Annotated in this window: 15 protein-coding genes; 6 read left to right on the top strand and 9 right to left on the bottom strand. The window is 71.6% G+C overall.

The window, feature by feature from the left end; all coding sequences use genetic code 11:
- Positions 1-51 precede the first annotated feature (51 nt).
- The 7 genes from F3T56_RS03315 to F3T56_RS03345 all read right to left on the bottom strand — a co-directional run bounded on the left by F3T56_RS03315 (position 52) and on the right by F3T56_RS03345 (position 6,824).
- Complete coding sequence (locus tag F3T56_RS03315) at positions 52-1,014, bottom strand: DUF6397 family protein (RefSeq protein WP_149823117.1); 963 nt, start codon at positions 1,012-1,014, stop codon at positions 52-54.
- A 128-nt stretch (positions 1,015-1,142) separates the two neighbouring features.
- On the bottom strand, positions 1,143-1,556 hold the full coding sequence (locus F3T56_RS03320) for a roadblock/LC7 domain-containing protein (RefSeq protein ID WP_149823118.1): 414 nt from the start codon (positions 1,554-1,556) through the stop codon (positions 1,143-1,145).
- A gap of 224 nt (positions 1,557-1,780) precedes the next feature.
- Positions 1,781-2,386 carry a GTP-binding protein gene (locus tag F3T56_RS03325; protein ID WP_149823119.1) on the bottom strand — a complete coding sequence of 202 codons (606 nt, stop codon included), beginning with the start codon at positions 2,384-2,386 and terminating at the stop codon, positions 1,781-1,783.
- A 189-nt stretch (positions 2,387-2,575) separates the two neighbouring features.
- On the bottom strand, positions 2,576-2,992 hold the full coding sequence (locus F3T56_RS03330) for a DUF742 domain-containing protein (RefSeq protein ID WP_149823120.1): 417 nt from the start codon (positions 2,990-2,992) through the stop codon (positions 2,576-2,578).
- A 20-nt stretch (positions 2,993-3,012) separates the two neighbouring features.
- On the bottom strand, positions 3,013-3,450 hold the full coding sequence (locus tag F3T56_RS03335) for a roadblock/LC7 domain-containing protein (protein WP_149823121.1): 438 nt from the start codon (positions 3,448-3,450) through the stop codon (positions 3,013-3,015).
- The gene (locus F3T56_RS03340) at positions 3,447-5,984 is read right to left on the bottom strand and encodes a sensor histidine kinase (protein ID WP_149823122.1); all 2,538 of its coding nucleotides are present in this window, start codon (positions 5,982-5,984) and stop codon (positions 3,447-3,449) included. Before F3T56_RS03340 ends, F3T56_RS03335 begins: the two co-directional genes overlap by 4 nt.
- Before the next feature lie 63 nt (positions 5,985-6,047).
- Positions 6,048-6,824 (bottom strand): MHYT domain-containing protein, encoded by a 777-nt coding sequence (locus F3T56_RS03345; RefSeq protein WP_149823123.1) that lies wholly within the window; start codon positions 6,822-6,824, stop codon positions 6,048-6,050.
- Positions 6,825-6,967: 143 nt separating this feature from the next.
- Between F3T56_RS03345 and F3T56_RS03350 the strand changes: the two genes are divergently transcribed.
- The 3 genes from F3T56_RS03350 to F3T56_RS03360 all read left to right on the top strand — a co-directional run bounded on the left by F3T56_RS03350 (position 6,968) and on the right by F3T56_RS03360 (position 9,032).
- Positions 6,968-7,576 carry a class I SAM-dependent methyltransferase gene (locus tag F3T56_RS03350; RefSeq protein ID WP_172638784.1) on the top strand — a complete coding sequence of 203 codons (609 nt, stop codon included), beginning with the start codon at positions 6,968-6,970 and terminating at the stop codon, positions 7,574-7,576.
- A gap of 158 nt (positions 7,577-7,734) precedes the next feature.
- The gene (locus tag F3T56_RS03355) at positions 7,735-8,031 is read left to right on the top strand and encodes a hypothetical protein (protein WP_149823125.1); all 297 of its coding nucleotides are present in this window, start codon (positions 7,735-7,737) and stop codon (positions 8,029-8,031) included.
- A 137-nt stretch (positions 8,032-8,168) separates the two neighbouring features.
- Positions 8,169-9,032 (top strand): hypothetical protein, encoded by an 864-nt coding sequence (locus F3T56_RS03360; RefSeq protein WP_149823126.1) that lies wholly within the window; start codon positions 8,169-8,171, stop codon positions 9,030-9,032.
- 76 nt (positions 9,033-9,108) lie between these two features.
- Here F3T56_RS03360 and F3T56_RS03365 read toward each other — a convergent pair whose 3' ends face one another.
- Positions 9,109-9,321 carry a hypothetical protein gene (locus F3T56_RS03365; protein WP_149823127.1) on the bottom strand — a complete coding sequence of 71 codons (213 nt, stop codon included), beginning with the start codon at positions 9,319-9,321 and terminating at the stop codon, positions 9,109-9,111.
- Positions 9,322-9,638: 317 nt separating this feature from the next.
- Here F3T56_RS03365 and F3T56_RS03370 point away from each other — a divergent pair, with 317 nt between their 5' ends.
- Both F3T56_RS03370 and F3T56_RS03375 read left to right on the top strand, forming a co-directional pair.
- Positions 9,639-12,425: a DEAD/DEAH box helicase gene (locus tag F3T56_RS03370; protein WP_246203376.1), complete on the top strand. Its 2,787-nt coding sequence runs from the start codon at positions 9,639-9,641 to the stop codon at positions 12,423-12,425.
- The gene (locus F3T56_RS03375; RefSeq protein WP_149823129.1) at positions 12,422-13,687 is read left to right on the top strand and encodes an SWIM zinc finger family protein; all 1,266 of its coding nucleotides are present in this window, start codon (positions 12,422-12,424) and stop codon (positions 13,685-13,687) included. Before F3T56_RS03370 ends, F3T56_RS03375 begins: the two co-directional genes overlap by 4 nt.
- Before the next feature lie 263 nt (positions 13,688-13,950).
- On the opposite strand, the gene xylA is transcribed toward F3T56_RS03375, so the two are convergent.
- A complete protein-coding gene (gene xylA / locus F3T56_RS03380) occupies positions 13,951-15,117 on the bottom strand; it encodes a xylose isomerase (protein WP_149823130.1) in 1,167 nt (388 codons plus the stop codon).
- Positions 15,118-15,262: 145 nt separating this feature from the next.
- Here xylA and xylB point away from each other — a divergent pair, with 145 nt between their 5' ends.
- On the top strand, positions 15,263-16,708 hold the full coding sequence (xylB, locus tag F3T56_RS03385; protein ID WP_149823131.1) for a xylulokinase: 1,446 nt from the start codon (positions 15,263-15,265) through the stop codon (positions 16,706-16,708).
- Positions 16,709-16,728: the final 20 nt, after the last annotated feature.

A 16,728-nucleotide genomic window follows, 5' to 3' on the forward strand; every position in this document is an offset into this window, starting at 1 on the left:
CGGCGCCGAGGTCGGACGGGACCGACGGTCGCACCGCGTCCGGTCGGCAGGTCAGGGGTGTCTGCGCCTGAGCCAGCCGAGCAAGCCGTGTCGCTTCTCGGCGCCTGTGGTCGGCGCCGGCTGTTGTTTCTCAGGACGCCTCATGTCCGGAGGCAGGTGTGGCGCCGCCGCCGGCCGGAGGGGCCTCGGTGCGAGTCGGTGCGCTCGGGCCGCGGCGAGGGCCTGCTTGAGGTCCGCGCGCAGCCACTCGATCTCATCGGGGTCGTCCGCCGTCATGATCCTCGCGGTGAGCTGCGCGGCGGGCGAGTCGGGCGGACCGGAGTCGGGCCGCGCGGCCCGGTGACGGTTCAAGTAGGCCCGCTCGTAAGGGTCCTGAACGATCTCCGCCACCTGGACCAGGTCGAGGAGCGAGGCCGGGGCGGCGGCCCTCGTCCAGGGGTCGTCGGCCTGCCGCAGCAGGAATCCGAGATGACGCCCTCGCCAGGTCTTGGGGCGCAGGTCGAGGCCGGCGTCCAGCCAGGCCCTCAGTTCCTCGGGAATGCGGCCCTTCAGCCACGAGATGTTGTTCTCGTCGGCCGCGAACTGCCGGAGTTCTTCGGCCAGGTACAGCCAGACCACGGCCCGATAGCGGTTCAAGTAGAATTTGACCGGCGTGACCAAGCCCAGGCGTGCGAGGCGCATGAACCGCGCGGACGTCACGTCCAGGATCTCGGCGGCCGCTGTGGAGCCCACGGTCTCGACCCGCTCCCGCAGCGCTTCCGGGAAGCCCTTCTCGGCTCGGAGCCGGTCGATCTCCGTACGGGCGACGCGGCGACCCCCGCCTCCGTCATCGACGACTGTTCGTACGCACCCGAGCTGTACGGCGATGTCGAGCTCTGCCCTTTTCAGGCCCAGTTCCCGCGCGGCGCGGCTCTGGGCGAAGCACCGGCCGGCCGCCCCGGCCGGTGCCGGGGCGACGGCCGACTTGATCGACGTGGTGGGCGTGGCGGACTGCGTGATGGTGTTGCCTGACATGATGGTTCTCCCCCGTGCGTTGCTGCGTCGGCGCTGGTTCGCGCTCGCCTCGGGAAAAACCGTAGCCCGGTTGCCGGAAGTCGTGGCGGGCCTGTGGATAACTCTGCCGGCAACGCCAAACCCGCAGGTCAGCGGTCCATCGCCGCCGAGTGTTCGGGGTGTCGGGCATCCACGCCGAGGTGTTCCCCGACGCGGTTGACCATCAGGGTCATCTCGTAGGCGATCTGGCCGATGTCCGCCTCCGCGGCGCTGAGCACGCACAGACAGCTGCCCGGGCCGGCTGCGGTGACGAAGAGCACCGCGTCGTCGAACTCGATCATCGTCTGCCGTACATCACCGGCGCCGAAGTGGCGTCCCGAGCCCTTGGCGAGGCTGTGCAGACCGGATGAGACCGCAGCGAGGTGTTCGGCGTCCTCGCGCCTGAGGCCGGTGCTCACCGCGGTCACCAGTCCGTCGTTGGACAGCACCAGTGCGTGCCGTATGGGTTCCACGCGCTCGGTCAGGTCGTCCAACAGCCAACCGAGTCCCGTGTTCTGCGCCATTGTTCGTACTCCCCGTGGTGTCGTTCCCCCTGGCAAGGCGGATCCGACGGTTCAGCCTTCCCCACTGCTGCCGTGGGAGCAAGCAGGATGGGGACATGGCAAAGAAGAGAGCAGTGTGAAGGGGCGGAATCTGGCCAGGGACTGCCGGGTCGTGCTCTCTGGGGACGCCGAGGATCCGCCGTACGACTTCGTGGTGCTGGAGGGGCGGGCCGAACTCTCCGACTTCAGCCCACGGAGTCGAGCAGCCGGGCGGTGTGCATTCGCCCGGCGTACTCGACGAGGCGGATCAGCACTTCCTTCCCGGAGTCGCGGTCGCGGGCGTCGCAGAGCACCACCGGAGTGCCGTCGTCGAGGTCCAGCGCGCGGGACACGTCGTGGGCACCGTACGAGCGGGCTCCCGCGAAGCAGTTGACGGCGACCACGAACGGGATGTGCCGGTGCTCGAAGTAGTCCACCGCCGGGAAGCAGTCCTGCAGTCGCCTGGTGTCCGCGAGTACGACGGCACCCAACGCCCCTTGCGCCAACTCGTCCCACAGGAACCAGAACCGGTCCTGTCCCGGTGTGCCGAACAGGTAGAGCGAGAGGCCGGACCGGATGGTGATGCGGCCGAAGTCCATGGCCACGGTGGTGGTGACCTTCTGGTCCACCCCGTCGGTGTCGTCCACCGACTCGCCCACCTCGCTCAGGAGTTCCTCGGTGCGCAGCGGCCTGATCTCGCTGACCGCGCCCACCAGGGTGGTCTTTCCCACGCCGAAACCGCCGGCTACAAGGATCTTCAATGCCAGGGCGCCCGTGTCTCCGTCGGTCGCGTCGGCTTGCTCGGAGGCCATCGATCAGTTCTCCCGGGAGTTTCGGCAACGATCGGCGTGAGTGGAGTTGCGCGGAGTCAGCATCATGGCAACTGCCGCTTTCGCCGGGGGGCGTTGGACCGCAATTTCCTGGCATCGACCGTCTCGTGCCCGTTCGGTGCCCGGTTGGATGTGCAAGTCCGTACGGGACAGGCCCATGTCGTGGTTCATCTACAGAGCCCTGAGCCCTTCGATCACCTCGCGCAGGATCCGCTCGTCCGGCAGTTGCCCGGGCGGCACGGGGCGGCTGACGGTGACACAGCCCAGCTCCAGGAGGTCGCCGAGGAGTACCCTGACCACGCCGACGGGGAGGTCCGCGTCGGCGGCGAGTTCGGCGACCGACTGGGTTTCGGCACGGCAGAGTTCGATCAGTGTCCGGTGTTCCGGGCCGAGCGAGGTGTCGTCGAGGACGTCGGGTGCGCCGGTGTCGAGGGACACCAGGGCGATCAGGTCGAAGCGGACCCCGCTCGGACCGGGCCTGGTGCGCCCACCCGTCATCGCGTAGGGGCGGACGAGCGGCCCGGCCTCGTTGTCGTACCACTGGCTGTCCGGCGGCCTGTGCGGAGCGCCCGCGCTGTCCTCGGTCATGAGCACGGTCCGTCCCCGGCTCATCCGGCGACGGGCGGGCGCGCGCCCGCGCGGGGCGGTGTGTAGAGGTGCTCGCCGACGCGTTTCACGAGCCGGGCCATCTCGTACGCCACCAGCCCGATGTCGGCGGTGACGGCGGTGAGGACCGCGAGGCAGGAGCCGTCACCGGCGGCCGCCACGAACAGGAATCCGTCGTCCATCTCCACCATCGTCTGGCGGACGCCGCCGGCGCCGAAGTGGCGGCCCGCGCCCTTGGCCAGGCTGTGGAATCCGGAGGCGACCGCGGCGAGGTGCTCGGCGTCCTCGCGTTCGAGGTCGCTGGAGGCGCCGACCGCGAGTCCGTCGTTGGACAGCACCACTGCGTGCCGTACCTCGTGCACGCGCATCACCAAGTCGTCCAGCAGCCAGTCGAGTTCACCGGGCCGTCCGGTGGCCCTGGTGCTCCGGTCCTGGATCATGCGGGATCTCCTTCGCTGCTGTCGCTGCCCGTGGCGGGGCCCTGGGTGCCACCTCGGCCGGGTGCTCTGCCGCCGCCGCGCGCCCAGCCGTCGCGGTAGGCCGCCATGCGGTCACGTACGAGTTCGGGGGTGCGTTCGCCGTCCGCCCGGGGACTGGCCGTCGGCTGTCGCTCCACCGTGCCCTGTTCGCGCAGCTGACGAGCGAGATGTGCCTGTCGTACCCGGCGCGGCAGTTCGTCGGCGCTCTCCTGGTCCTGTGGAGGGTGGTGCGGTCGCAGGGCGGTGACGCGGGACGGTGGTTCGGGCGGGCCGTCCGCGGTGGTCTCGGCGGCGGAGGCCACGGGGGCCATCAGCGCGCGCCGGTCGGCGGGCTGCTCAACGGGTTCGTGTTCAGGGGCGGCGGACACGCGCGCGTACTCACGTTCCTCGGGCTGGCGCCGCGCTTTGGCGACAGCTCGGGGGGAACGTTCCGTCATGCCGCTGTGCAGGAGGTCGGTGGGCAGGAGCACCACCGCGGTGGTGCCGCCGTAGGGCGAGGTCCGCAGGTGGACCTTGACGCCGTGGCGGGAGGCCAGTCGGCTCACCACGAACAGGCCGAGCCGGTCGCTGTCGAACAGGTCGAGGGCCTCGGACTGCTCGATCCTGCGGTTGGCCTCGGCGAGGGTCTCCTTGCCCATACCAAGTCCCCGGTCCTCGACTTCGAGGGCGTATCCGTTGCCCACTGGTTCTCCGGTGACCCGCACGCGCGTGTGGGGCGGTGAGAACTGGGCGGCGTTCTCGACGAGTTCGGCCAGGAGGTGGGTGAGGTCGGCGACGGCCGCGCCGACGATCTGCGCCTCCGGGAGTTGTCGTACCTCCACGCGGGCGTAGTCCTCGATCTCGGAGACGGCCGCGCGGACCACGTTCGTCAGGGAGACCGGCATGCGCCAGGCGCGGCCGGGGGCGGCTCCGGAGAGGATGATCAGGCTCTCCGCGTGGCGGCGCATACGGGTGGTGAGGTGGTCGAGCCGGAAGAGGTCGCTGAGCTCGTTGGGGTCCTCCGACCTGCGTTCCATGCTGTCCAGCAGGCTCAGTTGGCGGTGGACGAGGACCTGGCTGCGGCGGGCGAGGTTGACGAAGACCCCGGAGATTCCGCTGGCCAGCTCGGCACGCTCGACCGCCGCGCGGAGGGCGGCCCGGTGCACGGTACCCAGGGCCTCGGCGACCTGACCGGTCTCGTCCTCGGCGGGTGGTCCCGGCGGGGCCTCGGTGTTGATGTCGATCTCCTCTCCAGCCCGCAGTTTCCGCATGGCGTGCGGAAGTTTGCGGCGGGCGATCTCCAGGGCACCGTTGCGCAGGCTCACCAGCTCGACGACCAGGCCGCGTCCGATGCGTACGGAGATGACGAGTGAGGCGGCGACGGCTGCGAGACCCAGGAGCACCGCGGCTCCGGCCGGGGTGAGCAGGGCGCGGGTGAACGGGTCGGCCCGGTCGGCGACATCGCGTCCGGCATCGGCCTCGATGGCCCGCATGGCGTCCTGCACGCGCGCGTGTGCAGTCCGCCAGGTCGCGTCGGGCGCGGCGTCGAGCGCCCGGGTGCCGGGGTGACTCGCGAGCACCCTGTCCTCGACGGCACGCAAGTCGGCGTAAGCGCTTGTCCCGGCGAGTTCCCGCCAGGCGGTGCTCTCGGCTCCGCGCAGATCGGCGACGGCGGCTTCGGTCAGGGTGCGGCGGGTGTCGACGGCGCCGGTGAACAGGCGCAGCCGCTCGCCGTCGAGGGTGCCTGCGAGGCGGGCACCGGCCAGGAGCGCGTCCTGCTGCGCCAGGGCCTCAGCCGCGCGGGAGAATTCGAGCAGCACGCGCGCGTCGGAGCCCGCGTCGGCGTCCTGGACGCCCGTGAGCGCGCCACCCACGCCGAAGGCCGTGGAGATGGTCGTGGTGTACCGCTTGTACGTCTCGCCCCATCCGGTGCGGCGGTCGAGCACCGAGGTTCGCAGTGTGCGCAGTTGTTCGGCTCCGGTGACGAAGCTCGCGAGGCGTTCGGCCACGTGTGCGGGCAGGTCGGTGCCGTCGGCGACGGTGTGCCGGTCGCCCAGGCGCAGTGCGGCGACGGTCCGGTCAGTGCGCTGCGAGAGCCTGTTCAGGTCGCTCTTCCGCTCGGTGGAGGGCTTGGTGGCGTAGCGCACCGCGGCCACGCGTTCGGCTTGGAGCGCGGCGACGGCGTCGGCGACCGGTGCGCGTACGGAGGCGTCCACGCGTTGCAGTTGACGGAGCCGGGCGACGTCCTGGGCGGTGGTGACGGTGGCGTGGGCCCACAGGGCGAGCAGGGAGACGACGGGCACCATCAGCAGGCAGACGATCCTGGCCCGGACGGTGCGGGGGCGTATGTGCCATCGTCCCGCGCACGTGGGTGGATCGGATTTGGGAACGGCGCCGGTCTCGTCGGGGTCGAAGCGCTCGTCGGCCGGGGGTCCCGCGTGGGCGCGGCGGCCGCGTACCGCGGGCTGGGGCGGCGCTTCGGCGCCGGCTGTCGGGGTCCTGCGCGGTGTACGCATGGCCTCCTCGATCGGAGTGGTTCGGGTGGGCCTTCGACGGCCGCCACGCGTGCGTGGGCGTGGCTAGTGGGCGACGGCGTTGTCGACCGGGCGCTGGGCCGACGCGGATGCCTCGCGCTCCCCGGTCGTCGGCGACAGCGCGACGAACGCCGAGGTGAGGAAGAGGTAGGACCCGAGACCGACGGCGAGGGGGAAGATGAACTGCATCGCCGTGGCCCCGGGCAGGACCTCGCCGGACGGGGCGACCTCCACCCGCACCGCCCACATCGCGGTGTAGTGCATGCTGCTGACCGCTCCGCCCATGACGAGGGAGGCGACGGTGACCGCGATGGGCGACTTGATGTTGAGCGCCGCCCACAGGGCCGCGGTCGCCGCGATCACGGCGATCACGACGGAGAGCGCGACGAGGGCCGGGTCGTACGTCACGTCGCCGTGCAGTCGTACGGCGGCCATGCCCAGGTAGTGCATGCTCGCGACGCCCAGGCCGGTGGTGAGCCCGCCGAGGAGGAGCGCCCGGCCGCGGTCCCGGCTGTAGCCGACGGCGAAGACTCCGCCGCAGACGACGGCCATGGCGACGAGGAGGCTCAGGATGGTCAGCGGCACGTCGTAGCGGATCTCGGTGCCGCTGACTCCGAAGCCGAGCATCGCCACGAAGTGCATGGTCCAGATGCCGGTGCCGATCGCGGAGGCCGCGGTGATGAGCCAGTTGCGGCGGGAGCTGCCGGTGGTGCCGAGCCCACGAACGGTGCAGCGGAGCCCGAGGGCGGCGCCGATGCAGGCCATGGCGTACGACAGCACGGGGGTCAGCCAGCCGAAGGTGGCGTGGTCCAGGTGTCCCATGGCTCCGGGACGCTAGTGGGGTCGCAGGCGCACGAAGGGGGCGCATTTCGAAAGGTGCTGGAATGTGGCGCATATGTGCGCTGGAACGATCGCCTCACGCTCGAACGTGTGCGCCGCACCCTCCACCGTGCCGGTGAGGGATCATGCAGAGCATGAGCGACGACCACACACACGTCCAGGAGTTCTTCACCGCGCGGGCCGCCGACTGGGACGCCCGGTTCCCCGACGACGGGCCTGCGTACGCGACCGCGGTGGCCGAACTCGGCCTGCGCGCGGGTGACCGTGTGCTCGACGCGGGATGCGGTACGGGGAGGGCCCTGTCGCCCCTGCGCGCCGCCGTGGGGCCCTCCGGCGTGGTGCTGGGGGCCGATCTGACTCCGGCCATGCTGGAGGCAGCCGTACGGGCCGGGCGGGACCGCGACGGGCAGTTGCTGCTCGCCGACGCGGCCCGGCCGCCGTTGCGTACGGAGTCGCTGGACGCGGTGTTCGCGGCGGGTCTCATCGCACATCTGCCGCATCCCGCCGAGAATCTGCGGGAGTTGGCACGGGTGGTCCGACCGGGCGGCACCCTGGCGCTCTTCCACCCGATCGGCCGGGCGGCGCTCGCGGCGCGCCAGGGGCGGCAGATCACCCCGGACGACCTGCGTGCGGAGGCGAACCTCGGTCCCCTGCTCGCCGATTCGGGCTGGCGTATGACGTCGTACATCGACGAGGACGCCCGTTTCCTCGCGCTGGCCGAGCGCCTCGGCTGAGCCCCGGACCATCGCCGGGCTGTGCCGGACACAGTCTTGAACCTGTCGTTCGAAGCGCTTCACGGCGCCGGCCTTCTTCTGCCGCCGCAGCTCCATCTCTACGTTGAGTGGGAACATGTGAACGATCTGTGACAGCGACTCGGGGGAAGGTAGCCCACATGCTCGGCAGGCTCCGCAAGTCCTTCGGCAGATTCCGCAACTCGATGCGCGCGGAGACGACCGCGCGGGAAGCGAAGCGCACGCACAACCTGTTCGAGGCGGCCGCCGTCTACATCTCGGCGTGCGCCGAGGACGATCAGGACCAGATCGACGAGGCCGTGACCTGGGTGTCGCCCGAAGCACTGTCGTTCGGGGTGAGCGAGCTGGCGTGCCGGGCGGTCATCGCGCTGGCGCGCGAGCGCGACGAGTCGCCGCAGACGGTGGCGCGGTCACTTCTGGGACTGCCCGCGGCCTGAACGAGCGAGGTCGCCGGTCGATCCGCCCCTGTCCACCCGGATGACTGCAGCTCCGCATGGGGTTCCGGCCCGTGACAAGCGCCCGCCGGGCGCATTAGGGTGCGCCGACGGACGAGCGAGAGCGAGGGGAGACCGGGATGACCGGGACGGACGACGACGCCGTCACCGCCGGGGACGACGACGCGCTGTATGTCCTGACGGCGGTACTGCTCACGCCCGCGAACTTCCCGAGCGTGCTGGGCGACGACTATCCGGAGGCCTGCGCGGCGCTCGGCCTCGCGCCGCTCGCCGACGGGTACGGAATCGTTCTGGGCCAGGACGGCGACGGTGCCCGGTGGACGGTGGTGGTCGACGATGTGTCACTGGTCGCCGTGGCCATCGCGTCGTGGGACTGCGGCATGGAGTACGACCTGTCGCCCGACGAGGGCTCGGTCGTGGCCGCGCTTCCCGGCTGGCCGCTTGCGGTCGCCGTAGCGGCTCCCGGGGTGCCCGCTCCGCACGATCCTGATCCGGAGATCTCGGACCGGCCGCCGCTGAGTCCGCCGGACACCGACACCTGGGGCCCCGCCCAGCGGCGTCTGGGAGCGGATGAGATCGCGCTGCAGTGGAGCATGTGGCGGGAGCAGATCGACGACGCCGCGGTCGCCGGAGGAAGCGGCACGGGGGAGGCTGCCACCGGGGAGGCGACCGAGGCCATGGACGCGGCAGACAGCGGGGGCGATCAGGGCACCGTTCGCACGGGCATCCGCCGCGTGCTCGCAGAGGCGCGCGCGTATGTGGAGTCGCCGCCGCCCCTGGGGCGGGTCCGCTCGTCGTTCGCACCGGGCGACGCCCGGACGCTCCGTGCCGACGGCCCCGGCTGGTCGATGGTGGCCAGGACCGACGACATCGCGTTCGTCCTGCTCGACGAGGAGCCCGGGGAAGTGCTCCCGGTGGGCCGGGGGGCGGAACTGCCAGGCCTCCTGGAGTCCCTCGACAAGATCGCGGTACGCCCGAACTGAGCCCAGGCGCATCACTGAACGCCGCGCCTCACCGGCCTGGTGTCACCGGCCCGCTGATGCGGGCCGGTGACACATCTCAGCGACCGAGCTCCTTACGGCTGACCCTGCGGAGCCTGCGCCGCTGCGAGGGGTCCAGCGCGAGGTACGCGGCCGTGGGGATCCCCAGCACTATCAGGAGATTGGCCCAGAAGGGGAAGGGCAGCAGGATCAGCAGGACGATCCCGATTGCCGCACCCCCTGCGACGATCTTCGTGCTCTTCGACATCTCCGTCGCCTCCTTCGCGGCCATCGCCGCTCTCTGACCTGAAAACGGGTTCGAGCTCCCCGCGGTTCCGGACCACGACCCTGACGCAACCCTGAATACGACCCCGGCGCAACCCTGAGATGCCCTTGCCTACCAACCTTGCCTACACCGGAAAGTGATCCAAGTCACCGCCCGTCATTCCTGCCAGACGTATGAAGCGATGTATCCTCGGCGATCCTGACTGCGGTAGTCAAATTTGAGGAGTCCGTATCTCTGTGCCACCGCATCTCGCGGCAACCCCTTCCGAAACAGCGGCCACCCCTTCTGAATTCTCCGAGCTGACCCGCTGCCACGCCATTTTCATGGCCGCGGACCCGGCCCGCACCGGCCGTGTCGTGTTCTGGCGGCCGGACGGCACGACACCGCCCCTGATCGCGCCCGGCTCCGCCGAGGAGACGACGGTCGTCGTGCCCGACGCCGAAGGCGTCGAACTGGTGAGGGTGCCCGCCCTGTCCCTCCCCGTGCACGCCGCTCTGCCTGTGCTCACACGCGCGCGTGCCACCACGGCAGCCCACCGGTCGACCGCGTTCTGGGGCGCGGCCGCCGTGCTGGCGCTCCAACTCGCCACGCGGGGGCTGCTGTTGCCCGGTGTGACCGCGAGCGGCCATGACGCCTGGCGGGTCGGTCCGCTGCGGGCGGAGGACCTGGAGCGAGTCCGTGAACTGGCGGCCGCGATGCCGCCCGAGGCGCACGCGGTGCCCCTGGACCACAGCGTGCCGCTGCGTCTGCCGGATCCGGAGCGACTGGTGCGCGGGTTCCTCGACGCGGTCGCCGACTCGCTGCCCCGCTCCCCCGCCGCGGCCCTCGTGACGGGCGGCCCGGCCTTCGCGGTGCCGGAACCGCAGCACGTGCCCGAACAGCGCTCCTGGGCCGTCGATGTCGCCGCCGGGCACGACGCGGGCGTCCGCCTCTCGCTGCGCGTGGAGATCCCCGGGCTCGTGTCGGCAACGTCAGACGAGACACGGCTGCCGTTCCGTGCCGTCCTGCAGGTGCACAGTGTGAGCGACCCGGCGCTGGTCGCGGACGCCTCCGCCGTGTGGTCCGGCTCCGAGGTCTTCGGCCCGCGCGCGCGGATGGACGCCCTGGTCGCGCTGCGCCGCGCGGCCCGTGCCTGGACGCCGCTCGCCCCGCTGCTCTCGGCCGCCGTGCCGGACGCCGTGGAACTTGCCGACGAGGAGATCACCGAACTGCTCGGCGAGGGCGCCCGCATGCTGGCGGGCGCCGGTGTCGAGGTGCACTGGCCCAAGGAACTGGCGCGCAGGCTGACCGCCCGCGCTGTGATCGGCCCGCCGGACGACGATCAGGGCCCGGACAAGGCCGCGTCGGACACTCCGTCGTTCCTGTCCGCCGACGCGCTGCTCGCCTTCGACTGGTGGTTCGCGCTGGGCGAGCAGCGGCTCACCCGCCAGGAGCTGGACCTGCTCGCGGAGGCGAACCGCCCGATGGTGCGGCTGCGTGACCAGTGGGTCCTGGTGGACCCGGAGGAGATCCGCCGCGCCCGTGCGCAGCAGGACCACAAGGTGTCGCCCGTCGACGCGCTCAGTGCCGCTCTGACGGGCTCCACGGAGTTCGACGGCCGGATGGTCGACGTACGGCCCACGGGGTGGCTGGCGACGCTGCGGGAGCGGCTGTCGGACCCCGAGGGGCAGGAGCCGGTCGGGCAGCCGTCCGGGCTCGCCGCGACGCTGCGGGACTACCAGCTGCGCGGCCTGAACTGGCTGGCCCGGATGACCTCCCTGGGGCTGGGCGGCTGCCTGGCCGACGACATGGGTCTGGGCAAGACGATCACCCTGATCGCCCTGCATCTGCACCGGCAGTCCGATGTCTCGTCCGCCGGCCCCACGCTCGTGGTCTGTCCGGCGTCGCTGATGGGCAACTGGCAGCGCGAGATCGAGAAGTTCGCGCCCGGCGTCCCGGTGCGCCGTTTCCATGGGGCCCGGCGCGGCCTGGAGGGGCTCGCCGACGGGGAGTTCGTCCTCACCACGTACGGCACGATGCGGCTCGACGCCCCGCGGCTCTCCGGCGAGTCGTGGGGCATGGTCGTCGCTGACGAGGCGCAGCACGTGAAGAACCCCTACTCGGCGACGGCGAAGGAACTGCGCACGATCGGGGCACGCGCGCGTGTGGCGCTCACCGGCACTCCGGTGGAGAACAACCTGTCCGAGCTGTGGGCGATCCTCGACTGGACCACTCCGGGCCTGCTCGGCAGGCTCGGCACGTTCCGCACCCGGTACGCGCAGGCCGTCGAGGGCAGTCGGGATCCCACGGCGGCGGAGCGGCTCGCCCGTCTCGTCCGGCCGTTCCTGTTGCGCCGCCGCAAGTCGGACCCGGGCATCGCGCCGGAACTCCCGCCGAAGTCCGAGACCGACCGAGCCGTGTCGCTCACCAGGGAACAGGTCGGTCTGTACGAGGCGTTGGTCCGCGAGACGATGGCGGAGATCGCCGCGGCCGACGGCATGGAGCGGCGCGGACTGATCGTGAAGCTGCTGACCGGGCTCAAACAGATCTGCAACCACCCGGCGCAGTTCCTCAAGGAGGACCGCCCCCGCATCCCCGGCAGATCGGGGAAGTTGGAGCTGCTGGACGAACTGCTGGACACCATCCTCTCAGAGGGGGCGAGTGTTCTGGTGTTCACGCAGTACGTTCGGATGGCGCGGCTCCTGGAACGGCATCTCGCGGCGCGCGGTGTGCCGACCCGGTTCCTGCACGGCGGGACACCGATCCCCGAGCGCGAGGCGATGGTCGAACGCTTCCAGGAAGGCGAAGTGCCCGTCTTCCTGCTGTCGTTGAAGGCCGCTGGCACCGGCCTGAACCTGACGCGGGCCGAGCATGTCGTGCACTACGACCGCTGGTGGAATCCGGCCGTCGAGGCGCAGGCCACCGACCGGGCGTACCGCATCGGACAGACCCGGCCGGTGCAGGTGCACCGGCTGATCACGGAGGGAACGATCGAGGACCGCATCGCGGACATGCTGGTGCGCAAGCGGGAGTTGGCCGAAGCGGTGCTCGGCTCGGGCGACGCGGCGCTCACCGAACTGTCCGACGCCGAACTGGCCGATCTGGTGGAGCTGCGAGGGGGCGCAAGATGACGGAACACCACGCGCATGACGAGGAACGCACGTTCGCAACGCTGGCGCCCGTACGCGGGCGGGGTTTCGCACAGACGTGGTGGGGCCGGGCCTGGTTGAAGGCCCTGGAGGACGCCGCGCTGGACTCGGAGCAGGTGAAGGCGGGACGCCGGCTCGCGCGCGCGGGAGCCGTGGGCGGCGTGTCCGTGCGCCCCGGCCGGGTGACGGCGGTCGTCCAGGACCGCGACGGTACCGCCCATCGCGCCGACGTCCTGCTCCAGGAACTGTCCGAGGACCACTGGGACCGTTTCCTGGACATGACCGTCGAACGTGCCGGGCACATCGCCGCACTGCTCGACCGCGAGATGCCACCGCATCTGGTCGAGGAAGCCGCGACGGCCGGAGTCGAGCTTCTGCCCGGGCTCGGCGATCTGGAGGCGGACTGCGACTGCGGCGCCTGGGACCACTGTGGGCACACGGCGGCGCTCTGCTACCAGGTGGCGAGGCTGCTGGACCAGGATCCGTTCCTCCTGCTGCTGATGCGGGGGCGCGGCGAGCACAAGCTCCTGGACGAGCTCCAGGTGCGCAGCATCACCCCCGCAGCGGCGGAGCAGGGGGCGCCGGATGCCGTCCAGGACGGCTTGGACGCCGCCGAGGCGTACACGGCCGGCGACATCCTCCCGCCGCTCCCGGATCCGCCCCAGCTTCCCGCGGAGCCTGGTCTGCCGCCTTCCCTGGACACAGAGGTCCCGCCAGCGCCCGGAGTGGACCCGGTCGCGCTCGGCTTCCTGGCGGCACAGACCGCCCGGGAGGCCCATCGGATGCTGGCCGAGGCTCTGAGTCCCGGACACGAACAACAGGCCCTGGACGGTGAGCTGACGATCCATCAGGATGCGGTGCGCCTGGCCGCCGGCGATCCGGAACCCGGCATCGCGGTACGACTGGCCCGCGGGTCCGAGCGTGACCGGGAGGGACTGGCGCTCGCCGTCCGCGCCTGGCGGTACGGCGGTGTGGCGGGACTCGCCGTGCTCGATGAGGAGTGGCACGTACCAGCGGAATCGCTCGCACGCGCGCGTGCTGCCCTGCATGCCGCCTGGGACGACGACGAGCGGCCTCGGCTGCGCTCCACGCACAACCGCTGGACCGTGGTCGACGGCACAGCCCAGCTGCGGCTGGGCCGCGACGGCCGCTGGTGGCCCTACCGCAAGGAACGGGGCCGCTGGGCCCCGGCGGGCCCCGCGGCCCAGGATCCGGCGACGGCACTGGCATCGGCCGACGCCTGAGAACCTGTCAGTGCGAACCGCACGGCCGTACACGCGCGTGAACCTCCACGGTTGCGTCCACGCGCGCGTACGGCCGCTCTCACGCCAGCGGCTTGGTGAGCGTGCGCTTGCCGTCGATGTCGGACGGCGAGACTGCAGGCCACGCCACGGACCGCACGATTCCGGAGAATTCCACGCGGGGATCAGCCAACAGGGGCGCAGGATTCGGCCAGTGCAGGCGGAGGCCCCTACCGCTTCGGCGGAAGGGGCCTCCCACGCGCGTGTCAGCCGCGCGCGCCCAGCAGGTGGTCCATCGCCAGCTGGTCGAGCTGCTCGAAGGCCATGCCGCGGGCGGCGGCGGCCTCGGCGTCGAAGTCCTCGAAGGCCGTACGGTCCGCGAGCAGCGCCTTCAGGCCGTCGGCGGCCGTCGGCTGGGCCAGCTGGTCCAGACGCGCAGCGCGCAGGGCCTCCTGGACCTCGGGGTCGGCGCGGAAGGCGGTCGCGCGCTCCTTCAGGATGAGGTAGTTGCGCATGCAGCCCGCGGCGGACGCCCACACACCGTCGAGGTCCTCGGTACGCGGCGGCTTGAAGTCGAAGTGCTTCGGGCCCGCGTAGCCGACGCTCTCCAGGAGGTCCACCAGCCAGAAGGCCGAGCGCAGGTCGCCCGCGCCGAAGCGAAGGTCCTGGTCGTACTTGATGCCGGACTGGCCGTTGAGGTCGATGTGGAAGAGCTTGCCCGCCCAGAGGGCCTGGGCGATGCCGTGCGGGAAGTTCAGCCCGGCCATCTGCTCGTGGCCGACCTCCGGGTTGACGCCGTACAGCTCCGGGCGCTCCAGGCGCTCGATGAAGGCGAGGGCGTGGCCGACGGTGGGCAGCAGGATGTCGCCGCGCGGCTCGTTCGGCTTGGGCTCGATGGCGAACTTCAGGTCGTAGCCCTGGGAGGTCACGTACTCGCCGAGGAGGTCGAAGGCCTCCTTCATCCGGTCGAGCGCGACGCGCACGTCCTTGGCGGCGCCGGACTCGGCGCCCTCGCGGCCACCCCAGGCGACGTAGATCTTGGCGCCGAGCTCGACCGCCAGGTCGATGTTGCGGATCGTCTTGCGCAGCGCGTAGCGGCGTACGTCGCGGTCGTTGGCGGTGAACGCGCCGTCCTTGAAGACGGGGTGCGTGAACAGGTTGGTGGTGGCCATCGGGACCGTCATGCCGGTCGAGTCGAGGGCCTCACGGAAGCGCTTGATGTGCCCCTCGCGCTCACTGTCCGAGGATCCGAAGGGGATCAGGTCGTCGTCGTGGAAGGTCACTCCGTAGGCGCCGAGTTCCGCCAGACGCTGCACCGTCTCGACCGGGTCGAGGGCGCGCCGGGTGGCGTCGCCGAACGGGTCCCTTCCCTGCCAGCCGACGGTCCACAGGCCGAAGGTGAACCTGTCCTCGGGGGTGGGCTGGTAGTTCATGCCGCGGCTCCTTGCGCTCCGACTATTTCGTCATGGCGATTTACAAATTAGTATGCGGACGCGTCTGTGGGAAGACAAGATGTCGCCGGACGGAGACGTCAGCCGCGTCAGCGGCAGTCATGAGCCGCGTGAGAGGGAGAGCCCGATGTCAGCAGCCGAGGGTCCACTCGTCGTCGGTGTGGACTCGTCCACACAGTCCACCAAGGCCCTGGTCGTCGACGTGTCGACCGGGCGGGTGGTGGCGAGCGGGCAGGCGCCGCACACCGTGTCCTCCGGTGCGGGCCGTGAGAGTGATCCGCGCCAGTGGTGGGACGCGTTGTGCGAGGCGCTGAGCCAGTGTGGGGATGCGGCCCGCGAGGCCGCGGCGGTGTCGATCGGCGGCCAGCAGCACGGCCTCGTCACCCTCGACGCCCAGGGCGAGCCGGTCCGCCCGGCCCTGCTGTGGAACGACGTGCGCTCGGCACCGCAGGCGAGCCGCCTGGTCGAGGAGCTGGGCGGCGCGAAGGTTTGGGCCGAGCGTGCCGGAAGCGTGCCGGGGCCGTCGTTCACCGTGACGAAGTGGGCCTGGCTGGCCGAGAACGAGCCCGAGGCGGTCCGGGCCACCGCCGCCGTACGGCTCCCCCACGACTACCTGACCGAGCGCCTGACGGGTCAGGGCACGACCGACCGCGGAGACGCCTCCGGCACGGGCTGGTGGGCGTCGGCGACCGAGGCATACGACGAGGAGGTCCTCGCCCATGTGGGGCTGGACCCGGCGCTGCTGCCCCGCGTCGCCCGGCCGGGTGAGGTGGCCGGGACCGTGCGGGACGCTCATGACCTGCCGTTCTCCAAGGGCACCCTGGTCGCTCCCGGTACCGGTGACAACGCGGCCGCCGCGCTGGGGCTCGGGCTGCGGCCCGGCAGCCCGGTGCTGAGCCTCGGCACCTCGGGCACGGTGTACGCCGTCTCCAAGCACCGCCCCACCGACCCGACGGGCACGGTGGCGGGCTTCGCCGACGCGCACGGGGACTGGCTGCCGCTGGCCTGCACCCTGAACTGCACCCAGGCCGTCGACCGCGTGGCCGCCCTGCTGGGCCTGGACCGCGAGGCCGTGGAGCCCGGCACGAGCGTCACCCTGCTCCCCTACCTGGACGGCGAACGCACCCCGAACCTGCCGAACGCCTCGGGCCTGCTGCATGGGCTGCGGCACGACACGACCGGCGGTCAGCTGCTCCAGGCCGCGTACGACGGCGCTGTCCACTCCCTGCTCGGCGCCCTCGACCTGGTGCTGGACGCGGACGCGGACACCTCCGCGCCGCTGCTGCTCATCGGCGGTGGCGCGCGGGGCACGGCCTGGCAGCAGACCGTACGGCGGCTGTCGGGGCGTGCCGTACAGGTCCCCGAGGCCAAGGAACTGGTCGCGCTGGGCGCCGCCGCGCAGGCCGCGGGGCTGCTCACCGGCGAGGACCCGGCCGCGGTCGCCCGCCGCTGGGACACCGCCCGTGGCCCGGTGCTGGACGCCGTGGAGCGGGACGAGGAGACGCTGGCCAGGATCAGCGGGGTACTCTCCGACGCGGCTCCGCTGCTGGAGCGCGGGCCCGGCGGGCGCTGACAAGGGAAAGGGGTGTCCGA

The sequence above is a fragment of the Streptomyces tailanensis genome, assembly GCF_008386495.1.
Lineage (GTDB): Bacteria > Actinomycetota > Actinomycetes > Streptomycetales > Streptomycetaceae > Streptomyces > Streptomyces tailanensis.

Coding starts and splice junctions, on each gene's coding strand:
- F3T56_RS03375 (WP_149823129.1), top strand. CDS start 12,422: ATGACGGAACACCACGCGCATGACGAGGAACGCACGTTCGCAACGCTG.
- F3T56_RS03360 (WP_149823126.1), top strand. CDS start 8,169: ATGACCGGGACGGACGACGACGCCGTCACCGCCGGGGACGACGACGCG.
- F3T56_RS03330 (WP_149823120.1), bottom strand. CDS start 2,992: ATGACCGAGGACAGCGCGGGCGCTCCGCACAGGCCGCCGGACAGCCAG.
- F3T56_RS03315 (WP_149823117.1), bottom strand. CDS start 1,014: ATGTCAGGCAACACCATCACGCAGTCCGCCACGCCCACCACGTCGATC.
- F3T56_RS03345 (WP_149823123.1), bottom strand. CDS start 6,824: ATGGGACACCTGGACCACGCCACCTTCGGCTGGCTGACCCCCGTGCTG.
- F3T56_RS03350 (WP_172638784.1), top strand. CDS start 6,968: ATGCAGAGCATGAGCGACGACCACACACACGTCCAGGAGTTCTTCACC.
- xylA (WP_149823130.1), bottom strand. CDS start 15,117: ATGAACTACCAGCCCACCCCCGAGGACAGGTTCACCTTCGGCCTGTGG.
- F3T56_RS03325 (WP_149823119.1), bottom strand. CDS start 2,386: ATGGCCTCCGAGCAAGCCGACGCGACCGACGGAGACACGGGCGCCCTG.
- F3T56_RS03320 (WP_149823118.1), bottom strand. CDS start 1,556: ATGGCGCAGAACACGGGACTCGGTTGGCTGTTGGACGACCTGACCGAG.
- F3T56_RS03335 (WP_149823121.1), bottom strand. CDS start 3,450: ATGATCCAGGACCGGAGCACCAGGGCCACCGGACGGCCCGGTGAACTC.
- F3T56_RS03340 (WP_149823122.1), bottom strand. CDS start 5,984: ATGCGTACACCGCGCAGGACCCCGACAGCCGGCGCCGAAGCGCCGCCC.
- F3T56_RS03355 (WP_149823125.1), top strand. CDS start 7,735: ATGCTCGGCAGGCTCCGCAAGTCCTTCGGCAGATTCCGCAACTCGATG.
- F3T56_RS03365 (WP_149823127.1), bottom strand. CDS start 9,321: ATGGCCGCGAAGGAGGCGACGGAGATGTCGAAGAGCACGAAGATCGTC.
- xylB (WP_149823131.1), top strand. CDS start 15,263: ATGTCAGCAGCCGAGGGTCCACTCGTCGTCGGTGTGGACTCGTCCACA.
- F3T56_RS03370 (WP_246203376.1), top strand. CDS start 9,639: ATGGCCGCGGACCCGGCCCGCACCGGCCGTGTCGTGTTCTGGCGGCCG.